Below are 13370 nucleotides of genomic sequence, written 5' to 3'. Positions count from 1 at the left end.
CCATGAGCGCAGACACGGGTCCAGCAGAGTACGTCGCCGAGTTCATCGACGGCCCGCTCGAGGGTGACTTCGAGCACCGCGTGCTCGTGGGCGGCAAGACCGAGCAGCGCGTCGGCATGGTGGCCGCCATCGATGGCCTCGAGTCGCTGTTCTGGTACGACGCGGTCGACCAGCGCGAGGTCAACGGGCAGATGCGGGTCCGATTCCGGTTCGACGCCGACGACTCCGATCCCGCCGAGTTCGACGAGGACGACAACGACTGACGCCGCCTCGCAGGCGGTGACGCCGTCGGGTCAGGACGCCTGACCCGCGAGGAACGCGCCGATGACCGTCGCGGGGTTCGTGAGCCGCCACACCGGCCCCGGGTCGTTGATGTCGCCGGTGAGCCGCAGCGGCGAGGCGAGCTCGCCGGTCGCGGTCGCCACCGAGACGCGGCCCACCTCGCGGCCCTCGGGGGCGGTCGAGAACTCGTCGACGGTGACGGATGCCTCGCCAGGAGCGGAGCCCCACGCGGCATCCGTGCGGCTGACCGACGCCACCAGCTCCGCCTCGTCGCCCCACGGCGCGACGACGCGTGCGTAGGGCGTGCCCTCGGCGATGACCGTGACGGGTGCCGAGGCGGCGGCGGCCGAGTCGACGGCCGCCGTGACGGCCGGGTCGAGCGTCTCGTAATCGGGCATCAGCAGCATCGCGCCGGTGATGCGACGGAGGCCTTCGACGCCCTCGACGGCGGGGAGCTCGGTCGTGAAGACGTAGCTCAGCGCCGCCTGGTCGGTGAAGCTGCGGGTGATCGCCCGCACGGCGCCGTCGTCGGCCCGGCCGACGAGGTCGGGCACGACGCGCGCGCCGGGCGGCGCCGCCTCGGGATCGTCGAGCATGGCCGCGAGCTGGTCGTCGGCGAGGACGAGGGCGGCGAGGCGCGCGAGCTCGTCGGCCGTGCCCACGTTGTCGCCCGAGAGCCCGGTGGCGTCGTCGACGCGCGTGGCGGTGAAGCCCTGCTCGGCCAGCCACGTATTCGCCGCCTCGACGTAGGCGTCGGGCGAGCCGAACGCCCAGCGCACGAGCGTGTCGGCGTGGTTGTTGCTCGACGCGAGCAGGATCGCCCGCACGACGTCGCGCTCGGTCCACGTCTCGCCCGGGGAGACCTGCACCGAACGTGACCCCTCGCCCGAGTACCGCAGGTAGTCGACGTAGTCCTCGGGTCCGATGGGGATGGCCGGACCGGCGCCGTCGGCCGGCAGCGGGAGCGAGTCGAGGGTCACGAGGAGCGTGACGAGCTTCGCGGCGCCGCCGATCGGCACGGCCGCCGGGTCGCCGGCCGTCGCGATGGTCTCGGCGGTGCCGTCGTCGCCGACCACGGCGATGGCGCTCGAGCCCGTCTCGGGCAGCGTGAGCGCCGGAATCTCGGCCGGGGCGGCGGCCGCCGCGGCCGCTCGCACCGTCACGTCGGGGAGCGGGCCCAGCAGCATCGCGGGACCGTACACGCCGATGCCGAGGATGGCGAGCGCGCCGACGGTGATGCCGATGATCCGGCCGGGGGAGGTCATGCGTTCAGCGTAACCGGAGGCTGGTCAGGCCCAGCCCAGCTCGTGCAGCCGGTCGTCGTCGATGCCGTAGAAATGGGCGATCTCGTGCACGAGGGTGATGTGGATCTCCTCGCGGAGCTGCTCCTCGTCGTCGGCGACGGCCAACAGCGGCTCGCGATACAGGATGATGCGGTCGGGCATCTCGCCCATGCCGTAGCGGTCGCGCTCGGTCAGCGCATAGCCGTCGTAGAGGCCGAGCAGGTCGAGCGAGCCGTCCTCGGGGCGATCCTCGACGACGAACACCACATTCTCGAGGCCGTCGACCATGTCGTCGGGCAGCTGGTCGAGCTCGTCGACGACCAGGGCTTCGAACGCTTCGCCATCGAGTTCCACGACTGCTCCCGTCGGTGGCGCGAAGATTTGGGGTGAGTAACGGGGCTTGAACCCGCGACCTGATCTTTGGAACCGCACCGCGACCAGGCGATTGGGGTGAGTAACGGGGCTTGAACCCGCGACCTCCTGGACCACAACCAGGCGCTCTACCAACTGAGCTATACCCACCATGTGTCGACCGCCGTGGCGATCGAGGCAACTGTAAGAGACTACTACACCTTCGCCTCGAACTCGTCCACCACGGCGGCGGCGAGCGTCTGCAGCTCCTGGCTCGACGGACCGGGGTCGGCGACGAAGATCGCTCGGCGGTAGTAGTGCAGCTCGCGGATCGACTCGAGGATGTCGGCGAGCGCGCGGTGACCGCCGTTCTTGGCGGGAGAGTTGAAGTAGGCGCGGGGGAACCAGCGCTTCGCGAGCTCCTTGATCGAGGACACGTCGACGTTGCGGTAGTGCAGGTGCGAGTCGAGCCGCGGCATGTACTTCGCGATGAACCCGCGGTCGGTGCCGATCGAGTTGCCGGCCAGGGGAGCACGCTGCTCTTCGGGGACGTGCTTCAGCACGTATTCGAGCACCTCGTATTCGGCCTCGGCGACGCTCACGCCGTTGGGAATCTCCTCGATGAGGCCCGACTCGGTGTGCATGGCCCGGACGAACTCGCCCATGTTCTCGAGCGCGCTCGCGTCGGGCTTGATCACGATGCTGAGCCCGCCGTCGACGGGGTTGAGGTCGTAGTCCGTGATGACCACGGCGATCTCGACCAGCTCGTCGACCTCGAGGTCGAGGCCGGTCATCTCGCAGTCGATCCAGACCAGTCGGTCACTCGAGGTTGCCATGCGGCGAGTCTACCGGGGGCGTCGGACAGCCGGCCGTCGACGCCGGTACCGTGACGACCCCTCGACGCGGCGCCCATATGCTGGCCGGGTGGCGACGTTCGACGAGGTGCTCGAGGCGATCCGGTCGGCGACGTCGCGGTCGCCCCGAATCGTCGTGGGCGTCTCGGGGTTCGGCGGCGCGGGCAAGTCCACGCTGGCCCGCCGCCTGGTCGAAGAGCTGCCCGGCAGCGTGCGCATCCGCGGTGACGATTTCCTGCATCCCGAGCTCACGCGCGAGCGATCGGCCGACTGGGCGGCGTTCGATCGCACCCGACTCCGGGCGGAAGTGCTCGAGCCGTTCCGGGCCGGCCGGCCGAGCACGTTCCGCCGGCTCGACTGGGCGACCGGCACGCTGGGGCCCGCGGAGCCGCTGCCCGCGGCATCCGTGCTCGTGGTCGACGCGGTGGGCCTGTTCCACCACGACCTCGACGACGTCTTCGACGTGCGCATCTGGGTCGACGTCGACCTCGACACGGCCACCGAACGCGGCCGCGCCCGCGACCTGCTGCGGGGCGACGCGGATGTCTCCGTGTGGGACGACGTGTGGGCGCCGAACGAGCGCGACTTCGCCGCGCGGCACCGGCCGCGTGAACGGGCCGACCTGCGCTACGACGCCTCGGCGTGACGGTGCCCCCGGCAGGAATCGAACCTGCGACCGACAGATTAGAAGGCTGCTGCTCTATCCGCTGAGCTACGGGGGCCGGCCACGCCAGCATACCGGGCCGTGCTGGATCACCCCTCGGTGGGCACGAAGGCGTCGTCCTCGCGCGTGCGCGCCGCGGCATCCGGCGATCGCCTGCGCAGCGCCAGCGCGATGAGCGGGAACAGCAGCACCGAGAGCATGCCCGCGCCGACGAGCGCCGAGGCGGTGCCGCTGGAGAGGTCGCCCGCTTCGACGCCGATCGCCGTGACCGCGACGATGATCGGCAGGCCGGTGGCCCCGAACAGGCCGATGGCCGCCCGATCGCGCGCGCTGGAGCCAGCAGGCGCCGCGAGGAGCGACGGCAGTCCGCGCACGACGAGCAGGAGCACGAGGAAGATCGGCACGAGGGCGAGCGTGCGCGGGTCCGCCAGGAGCGAGTCGAGGTCGAACGTGACGCCCGTGTAGATGAAGAAGACGGGCACGAAGAACCCGTAGCCGAGCGCCTCGACCTTGCTCTCCATCATCTCGATGTCGTGCTGCGGCGCGCCCGACAGCAGCAGCCGGTAGATCACGCCGGCCGTGAATGCCCCGAGGAGCATGTCGAGGTCGAGCACGAGGCTCAGCGTGACGAGCGCGATGATCACGAGCACCACGAGGCGCACGCCGAACTGGCCGCTCGTGTGCAGGGTGGCCGTGATGACGCGGTGCACCCGGTGCCGCACGTCGCGCGTGGCCAGCCAGATGCCCGCGGCCGCCACGAGGGCGAAGCCGACCAGCACGAGGGTCGCCACGAGGGGCGAACGGCCGCTGAGGAAGAGCGAGATGGCCAGCAGCGGGCCGAACTCGCCGATGGCGCCGAGCGCGATGACGGCGACGCCGAACGGCGTGCGCAGGTCGCCCGAGTCGCGGAGGACGGGCATGATCGTGCCGAGCGCCGTCGAGGTCAGCGCGATGGCGATGAAGGCCGCCGCGCCGAGGTTCGGCGCGAAGAGCACGGCGATGCCGAAGCCGGCCGCGAGGGAGACGATCCAGCCGATCGCGGCGCGACCGATGGGCCGGCCCCGGATGGCGCGGAAGTCGATCTCGCTGCCCGCGAGGAAGAACAGCATCGCGAGCCCGAAGTCCGAGAACGCCTGCGCGAAGGGACCGGGCTGGATCCAGCCGAGCACGGCCGGCCCGAGGAGCAGGCCGAGCACGATCTCGAACACGACGAGCGGGATCGCCACCCAGCGCCCGAGCCCTCGGACGAGCAGCGGCGCGATCACCGCGATCGTCGGGATGAGGACCAGCGTGCCCAGCGAGTAGTCGACTTCCATGTCCGCCCCCAGGTCCCTCGGCGTCGGTCGCCCCCTGTCGCGATGCTACTGGGCGGCGGCCGCGCCGCGCATCACGGCGACGGATGCCGCGTGCCGGCCGTATCGCCCCGGAAACACGGCGGTTGTATCGTCGAGGGATGCGCGACGTGCAGGCGAGAATCATCGAAGAACTCAATGTCAGTCCGGTCATCGACCCCGCCGAGCAGGTGCGCGCGCGGATCGACTTCCTGAAGGCGTACCTGCGCACGTCGGGTGCAGCCGGCTTCGTGCTCGGCATCAGCGGCGGGCAGGACTCGACCCTCGCCGGCATGCTCTGCCGCAAGGCCGTCGAGGAGCTCGTCGAGGAGGGCGATCCCGCCCGGTTCATCGCCGTGCGCCTGCCCTACGGCGTGCAGCGCGACGAGGCCGACGCGCAGGTCGCGCTCGCGTACATCCGGCCGCAGGAGACCGTCGTGTTCAACGTCAAGGAGAGCGTCGACGAGCTCGCCGAGGAGTACGGCGAGGGAGTGGGCACGGCGCTCAGCGACTTCGGCAAGGGCAACGTGAAGGCCCGCATGCGCATGGTCGCCCAGTACGCGATCGCCGGCGAGGGTCGCCTGCTCGTCGTGGGGACCGACCACGCCGCTGAGGCGGTCACCGGCTTCTTCACGAAGTACGGCGACGGCGGCGCCGACATCCTGCCCCTCACCGGCCTCACCAAGCGCCAGGGCCGGGCCCTGCTCGAGTACCTCGAGGCGCCCGAGGACATCCACTTGAAGGTGCCGACCGCCGACCTGCTCGACCACGATCCGGGCCAGTCCGACGAGGCGAACCTCGGACTGAAGTACCACGACATCGACGCGTTCCTCGAGGGCCACGACATCGACCCCGAGATCGCCGAGCGCATCGAGCAGCGCTTCCTGCAGACGCGGCACAAGCGGGCCGTGCCGGTGTCGATGTTCGACGACTGGTGGATCTGAACGGACGCATCCTGCTGAACGATGACGAGGGCCCGACCGCCGATGCGGTCGGGCCCTCGTCTGATCGATGGGTGGCGCGGTCAGGCCCGCGCGTCGTCGAGCGTCGGCGTCGGCGCGGTGTCGGTGCGAACCTCGGGGTCGATGGATGCCGCGGACTGGTAGCGCTCGTGATGCTGGCCGGCGACCCAGGTGTCCTGCGCCTCGACGGCCGCCTGCTCGGGCTCCTGACGCTGCGAGCGCCAGCGCACGAGGTCGTTCTGGAACTGCCGGCGGGTGCGGGACGGGCGCCGCTGCCACTCGAGCATGCGATCGCGGAACTCCACGACCGCGGGGTCGAGCTGGTAGCCGAACGTCGCGGACGCGCGCTTCAGTTCGTGGAGCTGGTGGGACGCCCAGTTGGCGGCGACATCCGCGCCCTTGATGGGGAGGAGTCGTACGAGGATGTCGGCCTGGCCGACCGCCCGGTCGGCGAGCACCTGCTCTTGAGGGGTGAGGGAGTTCCACACCGAGGCCTCGGTGGCCGCGTCGACGAGCGCCGCGACGGCGGCGTTCTTCGCCTCGCGGTCGCGCTGGGCGACGACCCGCCGGATGGCCATCGACGCGATCCACGACGCGAGCAGGCCCGCGAGGAGGACCGCGACGAAGAGCACGATGCCGGCGTAGACCGTCGGTCGTGCGGCGCTCGAGGTGAGCCAGGAGATGAGGTCGTTCCACCACTGCATGAGCGCAGGTTACCGGCGGCGGCGTCGGGCGCCGCCGAGGCGGCGCGGCGCGCCCGGATCGCGCCCGCCCGCCACCGATCAGCGGAAGCACTCCGCGGCATCGGTGGGCGACCAGAACTCGCCGAGCTCGATCGAGCGCAGGCCGCCGCGGAGGAGGCGCCGCGCGACGAAGCGCTCCTCGCCGTCGCGCTCGCGCAGCTCGATGTGCCCGAGCACCGGCCCGCCGATGAGCGCCACGCGCCAGAGCCCGGGCGCCGCCGTGACGATGGACAGGCCGCGCGGGGCGGGCGGCGCGGCATCCGCTCGATCGTGGACGATCGGCGTGCCGCCCGATCGCGCCGGCGCGCCGACGGCGGGCACGGGGTCGGTGATGACGGGTGCGGTGAGAACGGTGGCGGACATGGCGCTCCTCTCGTCGTGCAGCCGGCCCTGCGTGTGATTCGAAGATACGTTCGACCACCGACATCCGCGGATCGCATCGCGTGAGTCCGCCCCGACATGCCGTACGGCGCCGGAGGATCACCTCCGACGCCGCGTTCCGGGCAGCGCGCCGCGTGTCAGCCGAGCACGGTGCCGTTCGCCGCGAACGGCTCGAGGCGCGTGATCTCGTCCTCGCTCAGCGGCGCGGCGTCGAGGGCCGCCACGTTCTGCTCGAGCTGCGCGACGCTCGATGCGCCGATCAGCGCGCTCGCGACGAGCGGCTCGCGGAGCACCCACGACAGCGCGAGCTGCGCGATGCTCTGGCCGCGCTCCTTCGCGATCGCGTCGATGCCGCGGATGCGCTCGAGGTAGTCGTCGCTGATCTTCTCGGCCGAGAGGAACCGGCTGGTCGCCGCGCGCGAGTCGGCGGGCACCTCGCCCGACAGGTAGCGGTCGGTGAGCAGGCCCTGCGCGAGCGGCGAGAAGACGATGCCGGCGGCGCCGACGTCCTCGAGCACCGGGAACAGGCCGTCCTCGACGTGCCGGTCGAACATCGAGTAGCGCGGCTGGTGGATGAGCAGCGGCACGCCCTCGGCCTCGAGTGCGGCGGACGCCGCACGGGTCTGCTCGGGGTCGTAGTTCGAGATGCCGACGTAGAGCGCCTTGCCCTGCCGCACTGCGTGTGCGAGAGCGCCCATCGTCTCCTCGATCGGCGTCTCGGGGTCGGGACGGTGCGAGTAGAAGATGTCGACGTACTCGAGTCCGAGGCGGCCGAGGCTCTGGTCGAGCGACGACAGCAGGTACTTGCGCGAGCCGAAGTCGCCGTAGGGCCCCGGCCACATGTCGTAGCCGGCCTTCGACGAGACGATGAGCTCGTCGCGGTAGGGGGCGAGGTCGCCGGCGAGGATGCGGCCGAAGTTCTCCTCGGCGCTGCCCGCGGGCGGCCCGTAGTTGTTCGCCAGGTCGAAGTGCGTGATGCCGAGGTCGAACGCGCGGCGCACGATCGCGCGCTGCGTGTCCCACGGCCGGTCGTGCCCGAAGTTGTGCCAGAGGCCGAGGGAGAGCGCGGGGAGCTTGAGCCCGCTCCTCCCGACGCGGTTGTAGCGCATGCGGTCGTAGCGTTCCGGAATGGCGACGAAGGTCATCCCGTTACTCTATGGCGATGGAAAGCTACGTTCTGGCGGGTGGCTGCTTCTGGTGCCTCGACGCCGTCTACCGCACACTCAAGGGCGTCGACGAGGTCGTCTCGGGGTACACCGGCGGCGTGACGCCGAACCCGAGCTACGAGGCCGTCTGCACCGGTGCGACGGGCCACGCCGAGGCGGTGCGCGTCGACTTCGACCCCGACGTCATCCCGCGCGAGGTGATCCTCGACGTCTTCTTCTCGCTGCACGACCCGACCCAGCTCAACCGCCAGGGCGCCGACGTCGGAACGCAGTACCGCTCGGCGATGTTCCCCTCCGACGACGCGCAGCGCGAGCTGTTCGAGGCGGCGCGCGACCGGGCCGCCGACTGGTGGCCGGGCGAGATCGTCACCACGATCGAGCCGCTCGGCGACTACTTCCGCGCCGAGGAGTACCACCAGGACTTCTTCGCCAAGAACCCCGGCCAGGGGTACTGCCTCGCCGTCGCCCTTCCCAAGGTGAACAAGATCCGGCGCTCGTACGCCGACTACGTGCTCGCCTGACGACTCGTCCTCGACAGCGCCCCCCTGACGGATGCTCCGCACGAGGGCGCTTCGTCGTCGGCCGCCGCGGCAGCGGCACGGCGATGCTGGTGCGACGCGGCATCCGGGGCCTGATCCGGCACGAGCAGCTCCGGATGCCGCGAGCCGCCGATTCGCGGCGGCGTCGACTCGAGGAGCACATCATGACCGACACCATCACCGTCACCGGCGTCGTGGGCAGCGACCCGCGCCTGCACGTGACGACGCAGGGACTCGCGATCGCCTCGTTCCGGCTCGCGTCCACGCGGCGCTACTTCGACCGGGCGAAGGGCGCCTGGGAGGACGGGGAGACCAACTGGTACACCGTCTCCGGGTTCCGCCAGCTCGCGAGCAACGCCATGGCCTCCGTGCACAAGGGCGACCGGGTGGTCGTGCAGGGGCGCCTCCGCGTCCGGGCGTGGGAGAACGGCGAGAAGTCGGGCACCGCCATCGAGATCGAGGCGGACTCGATCGGGCACGACCTCGCGTGGGGTACCACGCTGCTGACGAAGGTGCGCCGTGAGGGGGCGGGCGAGGGCGGGCAGGCGACCGCCACCGGCGGACCGGGCGAGTCGGGGGAGTCGAGCGCGTGGCCCGGTGTCGAGCAGCAGGTCGGCGCGGGCGTCGAGGATGGATCGAGCCACACCGCCGACGGGCTCGCCGAGGACTTCGGCGACGAAGACGGCGACGAGGTCGACGGCGCTCGGGAAGACCGCCCGCAGCTCGAACCCGTGTTCTGAGGTCGCGGGCGCCTCGACGACCCCGACCGGCGGGCTCCACCACCTAGACTCGGCTCGGGCGGTCGCCGCCGGCGGAACGACTCGGCGGTCGCACCGCCGGAACAGGGGAGCCATGAGCGGGCGCGTCGGAACGGTCGCGCTCCTCACGCTGGCGTGCGTCGCGCTCGCCGTGGGTGCGTCCGCATGCGCACCCGAAGGTCCCGCTCGTGACGCGAGCGAGACGTCGAGCGTTGAGGCGAGCCCGACGGCCGAACCGGTCGACACGGGTCCGCCGACTCCGTCGGCGCCGGCGACCATCAGCCCCCAGCTGTCGGCCACTGAGAACCTCGCGTTCTTCGACGCGGTCAACCTCGACGTGATCTCGGCGAACGATCAGGCGGGTGGGCGCGACTTCATCGACGCGCTCGCCGCGGCGGGCTTCGATCGGTCGCAGATGCAGGTCACGGCCGATCGCACGACCGTCGACCTTGCTGCCGACTCGGTGCAGTTCGCGGTGCTGTTCCAGGGCGAGTGCCTGGTCGGGCAGTACGGCCCGGCATCCGGCGGGTACCACAGCGCCGTGCGACCCGCTCTCGGCACCGGCGGCTGTCTCGTGGGCCAGACACGCCCCATCGACTGGTAGGCGACCGAGCGGAGCCTTCACTCGCTGTGAGAGCCACCCCTCGACACCCGCCGGGTGAGGGTTCACGCGACGTCAGGATAGCGGTCGCTGATGGCGTGGAGCTCGTCGATCTCGTGCGCCGAGAACCGAACGGTCCCGAGCATCGAACGCGACCACGTCGGCAGAAGCGGGTCTCCCAGCCAGGTAGGCTGGGACGCTGAAGTGCGCATACGGGCCACGATCGTGTGCGACTCAAGACGTGAGGTTCTCGGTGGCGGATTACATTTACTCGATGGTGCGCGCCCGCAAGGCGGTCGGCGACAAGGTCATTCTCGATGACGTCACGATGGCGTTCCTCCCCGGAGCCAAGATCGGCGTGGTCGGCCCGAACGGGGCCGGCAAGTCCACGATCCTCAAGATCATGGCGGGGCTCGATCACCCGTCCAACGGCGAGGCGCGCCTGACCCCCGGCTATTCCGTCGGCATCCTCATGCAGGAGCCGGTGCTCGACGAGTCGAAGACCGTGCTCGAGAACGTGCAGGAGGGCGTCGGCCCGATCAAGGCGAAGCTCGACCGGTTCAACGAGATCTCGGCGGCGATGGCCGACCCCGATGCAGACTTCGACAAACTCCTCGCCGAGATGGGCACGCTCCAGGAGGACATCGACGCGGCCGACGCGTGGGACCTCGACTCGCAGCTCGACCAGGCGATGGACGCCCTGCGCTGTCCGCCCGGCGACAGCCCCGTCTCCGTGCTCTCGGGCGGTGAGAAGCGCCGCGTCGCGCTGTGCAAGCTGCTGCTCCAGAAGCCCGACCTGCTGCTGCTCGACGAGCCCACCAACCACCTCGACGCCGAGAGCGTGCTCTGGCTCGAGCAGCACCTGGCGAAGTACCCGGGCGCCGTGCTCGCGGTCACGCACGACCGGTACTTCCTCGACCACGTCGCCGAGTGGATCTGCGAGGTCGACCGCGGTCGCCTCTATCCGTACGAGGGCAACTACTCGACCTACCTCGAGAAGAAGGCCGAGCGACTCCAGGTCCAGGGCAAGAAGGACCAGAAGCTCCAGAAGCGCCTGAAGGACGAGCTCGAGTGGGTCCGTTCCAACGCGAAGGGCCGCCAGGCGAAGTCGAAGGCGCGTCTCGCGCGGTACGAGGAGATGGCGGCTGAGGCGGAGCGCACGCGGAAGCTCGACTTCGAGGAGATCCAGATCCCGCCGGGCCCGCGCCTCGGCGACGTCGTGCTCGAGGCGAAGAAGCTCGAGAAGGGCTTCGGCGACCGCTCGCTCATCGACGGACTCAGCTTCTCGCTGCCGCGCAACGGCATCGTGGGCATCATCGGCCCGAACGGCGTCGGCAAGACGACGCTCTTCAAGACGATCGTCGGCCTCGAGCCGCTCGACGGCGGTGACCTCAAGGTCGGCGAGACGGTGAAGATCTCCTACGTCGACCAGTCGCGCGGCGGCATCGACCCGAACAAGTCGCTCTGGGAGGTCGTCTCCGACGGGCTCGACTACATCCAGGTCGGCAAGACCGAGGTGCCGAGCCGCGCCTACGTCTCCACGTTCGGCTTCAAGGGCCCCGACCAGCAGAAGAAGGCCGGCGTGCTCTCGGGCGGTGAACGCAACCGCCTGAACCTCGCGCTCACGCTCAAGCAGGGCGGCAACCTGCTGCTGCTCGACGAGCCGACCAACGACCTCGACGTCGAGACGCTGTCGAGCCTCGAGAACGCACTGCTCGAGTTCCCGGGCTGCGCGGTGGTCATCACGCACGACCGGTGGTTCCTCGACCGCATCGCGACGCACATCCTCGCCTACGAGGGCACCGACGACGACCCCGACAACTGGTACTGGTTCGAGGGCAACTTCGAGGCCTATGAGGCGAACAAGGTCGAGCGTCTCGGCCCCGAGGCCGCGAAGCCCCACCGCTCGACGTACCGCAAGCTCACGAGGGACTGACATGCGCTTGCACGTGCCGACGCCGCTCCGCTGGAGCGACCTCGATGCCTACGGTCACGTGAACAACGCACGGATGCTGAGCCTCCTCGAGGAGGCTCGCATCCAGGCGTTCTGGGTGAGCGACGACACGTCCGAGCACGCGGTCGGCGCGTCCACCGCGGTGCTCGACGCGACGCCGGGCGCGACCACGATCACGCTGATCGCACGCCAGGAGGTCGAGTACCTCGCACCGATCCCATACCAGCGCCAGCCCGTCGACATCGAGCTGTGGATCGGGCACATGGGCGGCGCCAGCCTCGACGTCTGCTACGAGGTGTACTCGCCCGAGGGCATCGAGCCGCGCACGCTGTACACGCGTGCGGTCACGACGATCGTGCTCGTCGACGCCGCGACCGAGCGACCCCGCCGCATCGACGATCGCGAGCGGGCGGCGTGGGAGCCCTACCTGGGCGAGCCCATCACGTTCCGACGCCGCTGAAGCGGGTCACTGCTCGAGCGGTTCGTCGCTGAAGGAGCCCTCCCACACGGCACGGCTGCCCGATTCGCCGATCTGGAACACCGTCCACCCGGCGCCCGCGGTCACTGCCAGCGCGGCGACCGTGAGCACCGCGTTCACGGCGACGCGCAGCCCGCGGGCCGGACGCCGTTCCTCCGTGCTCGTCGAACGTCGCGCGGCGAGCAACTCGATCACCGCCCACGCGGACACGAGGACCGAGACCCCGAGCAGCGCCCACAGCCACGGCACGATGGATTCGCCGATGCTCGTGTGCGCCTCGATGAGCGGGGCCGCAGGAACGCGCGCCTGCAGCCACTTGCCCGCCTCGATCGTCACGAGGCCGAGTGGAACCAGGAGCACGGCCGCGATGAGGACAGGCAGCCACAGCACGCGACGCGCCGCCGGCCACGCGGCGATCACGATGAGCGCGAGCCCGACGAGCGGCACCAGCACGATGACCGCATGCACGAGCAGCACGTGCAGCGGCAGGTCGTCGACGATGTAGTCCATTGTCGCCGCTCAGGCAGTTGCCACGATGCGGTCGCCCGACACCGACACCGCGATCGGAGAGAGGGCTTGGAGCGCCGGCCCGTTGATCACGTCGCCCGTCGCGGCATCGAACTTCGAGCCGTGGCAGGGACAATCGAACTCGGAGCCCGCGGCGGCGACCACGCACTGCTGGTGCGTGCAGACAGCGCTGAACGCGACCACCTGACCGGCCGCCGGCTGCGCGATGAGCGCGGGCTGGCCGTTGATCGTGGCGTCGATGCTGCCGCCGACCGGCACGTCGGCCAGGGCGGCGACGTCCTCGCCCACGGGCGGGGCGTCGGGCGCCGCCGACGGGTCGGCCTGGGGCTCTTCCGTGAGGGTGGGCGACGGCGACGCCGTGGGTGACGAGGAGCCTTCTGGAGCACCCGTCGTGCAGCCGGCGAGTGCGAGCGCACCGCCGACCGCGCCGACAGACCCGAGTGTCAGCATCGTGCGCCTCGTGAGGTCCGTGGGATCCGTCATCGCCTGAGCTCC

At 70.7% G+C, this 13370-nt stretch carries 17 protein-coding genes and 2 tRNA genes; 8 read left to right on the top strand and 11 right to left on the bottom strand.

The annotated features are described in order from the left end of the window. Positions 1-2 precede the first annotated feature (2 nt). Positions 3-263 (top strand): hypothetical protein, encoded by a 261-nt coding sequence (locus ACWEOH_RS16770; RefSeq protein WP_452032878.1) that lies wholly within the window; start codon positions 3-5, stop codon positions 261-263. 30 nt (positions 264-293) lie between these two features. Here the strand turns inward: ACWEOH_RS16770 and ACWEOH_RS16765 are convergent, their stop codons facing one another. The 4 genes from ACWEOH_RS16765 to orn form a co-directional block, all read right to left on the bottom strand. Beyond that, a complete protein-coding gene (locus ACWEOH_RS16765; RefSeq protein WP_452032876.1) occupies positions 294-1547 on the bottom strand; it encodes a hypothetical protein in 1254 nt (417 codons plus the stop codon). A 24-nt stretch (positions 1548-1571) separates the two neighbouring features. Continuing rightward, positions 1572-1919 (bottom strand): metallopeptidase family protein, encoded by a 348-nt coding sequence (locus tag ACWEOH_RS16760; RefSeq protein ID WP_452032874.1) that lies wholly within the window; start codon positions 1917-1919, stop codon positions 1572-1574. A 92-nt stretch (positions 1920-2011) separates the two neighbouring features. Further along, positions 2012-2087: transfer RNA gene (locus ACWEOH_RS16755), tRNA-His, on the bottom strand. Between the two features lie 44 nt (positions 2088-2131). Then, positions 2132-2752, bottom strand: coding sequence for an oligoribonuclease (orn, locus tag ACWEOH_RS16750; protein WP_452032872.1), 621 nt, complete (start codon positions 2750-2752; stop codon positions 2132-2134). 88 nt (positions 2753-2840) lie between these two features. Between orn and ACWEOH_RS16745 the strand changes: the two genes are divergently transcribed. Beyond that, positions 2841-3416: a uridine kinase family protein gene (locus ACWEOH_RS16745; protein WP_452032870.1), complete on the top strand. Its 576-nt coding sequence runs from the start codon at positions 2841-2843 to the stop codon at positions 3414-3416. A gap of 3 nt (positions 3417-3419) precedes the next feature. On the opposite strand, the gene ACWEOH_RS16740 is transcribed toward ACWEOH_RS16745, so the two are convergent. Together ACWEOH_RS16740 and ACWEOH_RS16735 are read right to left on the bottom strand one after the other, a co-directional pair. After that, a tRNA-Arg gene (locus ACWEOH_RS16740) sits at positions 3420-3492 on the bottom strand. 31 nt (positions 3493-3523) lie between these two features. Further along, positions 3524-4750 carry a cation:proton antiporter gene (locus ACWEOH_RS16735; RefSeq protein WP_452032868.1) on the bottom strand — a complete coding sequence of 409 codons (1227 nt, stop codon included), beginning with the start codon at positions 4748-4750 and terminating at the stop codon, positions 3524-3526. Positions 4751-4887: 137 nt separating this feature from the next. On the opposite strand from ACWEOH_RS16735, the gene nadE reads away from it, so the two are divergent. Beyond that, the gene (gene nadE, locus ACWEOH_RS16730) at positions 4888-5709 is read left to right on the top strand and encodes an ammonia-dependent NAD(+) synthetase (RefSeq protein ID WP_452032866.1); all 822 of its coding nucleotides are present in this window, start codon (positions 4888-4890) and stop codon (positions 5707-5709) included. Between the two features lie 80 nt (positions 5710-5789). Here nadE and ACWEOH_RS16725 read toward each other — a convergent pair whose 3' ends face one another. The 3 genes from ACWEOH_RS16725 to ACWEOH_RS16715 all read right to left on the bottom strand — a co-directional run bounded on the left by ACWEOH_RS16725 (position 5790) and on the right by ACWEOH_RS16715 (position 7996). Further along, positions 5790-6431 (bottom strand): hypothetical protein, encoded by a 642-nt coding sequence (locus tag ACWEOH_RS16725; RefSeq protein WP_452032864.1) that lies wholly within the window; start codon positions 6429-6431, stop codon positions 5790-5792. Between the two features lie 78 nt (positions 6432-6509). After that, a complete protein-coding gene (locus ACWEOH_RS16720) occupies positions 6510-6833 on the bottom strand; it encodes a hypothetical protein (RefSeq protein ID WP_452032862.1) in 324 nt (107 codons plus the stop codon). Between the two features lie 155 nt (positions 6834-6988). Next, the gene (locus ACWEOH_RS16715; protein ID WP_452032861.1) at positions 6989-7996 is read right to left on the bottom strand and encodes an aldo/keto reductase; all 1008 of its coding nucleotides are present in this window, start codon (positions 7994-7996) and stop codon (positions 6989-6991) included. A gap of 17 nt (positions 7997-8013) precedes the next feature. Between ACWEOH_RS16715 and msrA the strand changes: the two genes are divergently transcribed. The 5 genes from msrA to ACWEOH_RS16690 all read left to right on the top strand — a co-directional run bounded on the left by msrA (position 8014) and on the right by ACWEOH_RS16690 (position 12329). Next, positions 8014-8538, top strand: a complete 525-nt coding sequence (msrA, locus tag ACWEOH_RS16710) for a peptide-methionine (S)-S-oxide reductase MsrA (RefSeq protein ID WP_452032860.1) — start codon at positions 8014-8016, stop codon at positions 8536-8538. Positions 8539-8720: 182 nt separating this feature from the next. Next, positions 8721-9296, top strand: coding sequence for a single-stranded DNA-binding protein (gene ssb, locus ACWEOH_RS16705; RefSeq protein WP_452032858.1), 576 nt, complete (start codon positions 8721-8723; stop codon positions 9294-9296). A 112-nt stretch (positions 9297-9408) separates the two neighbouring features. Beyond that, positions 9409-9918 (top strand): DUF6993 domain-containing protein, encoded by a 510-nt coding sequence (locus ACWEOH_RS16700; protein WP_452032856.1) that lies wholly within the window; start codon positions 9409-9411, stop codon positions 9916-9918. A 250-nt stretch (positions 9919-10168) separates the two neighbouring features. Beyond that, positions 10169-11851 carry an energy-dependent translational throttle protein EttA gene (gene ettA / locus ACWEOH_RS16695; protein WP_452032854.1) on the top strand — a complete coding sequence of 561 codons (1683 nt, stop codon included), beginning with the start codon at positions 10169-10171 and terminating at the stop codon, positions 11849-11851. Between the two features lies 1 nt (position 11852). Beyond that, complete coding sequence (locus tag ACWEOH_RS16690) at positions 11853-12329, top strand: acyl-CoA thioesterase (protein ID WP_452032852.1); 477 nt, start codon at positions 11853-11855, stop codon at positions 12327-12329. Between the two features lie 6 nt (positions 12330-12335). On the opposite strand, the gene ACWEOH_RS16685 is transcribed toward ACWEOH_RS16690, so the two are convergent. Then, positions 12336-12857: a hypothetical protein gene (locus ACWEOH_RS16685; RefSeq protein ID WP_452032850.1), complete on the bottom strand. Its 522-nt coding sequence runs from the start codon at positions 12855-12857 to the stop codon at positions 12336-12338. Between the two features lie 9 nt (positions 12858-12866). Then, a complete protein-coding gene (locus tag ACWEOH_RS16680) occupies positions 12867-13358 on the bottom strand; it encodes a QcrA and Rieske domain-containing protein (protein ID WP_452032848.1) in 492 nt (163 codons plus the stop codon). Positions 13359-13370 lie beyond the last annotated feature (12 nt).

This window comes from Agromyces sp. NPDC004153, from assembly GCF_053603635.1.
The sequence above is the reverse complement of the archived record's forward strand: the minus strand, read 5'-3'. Positions and strand labels throughout refer to the sequence as shown.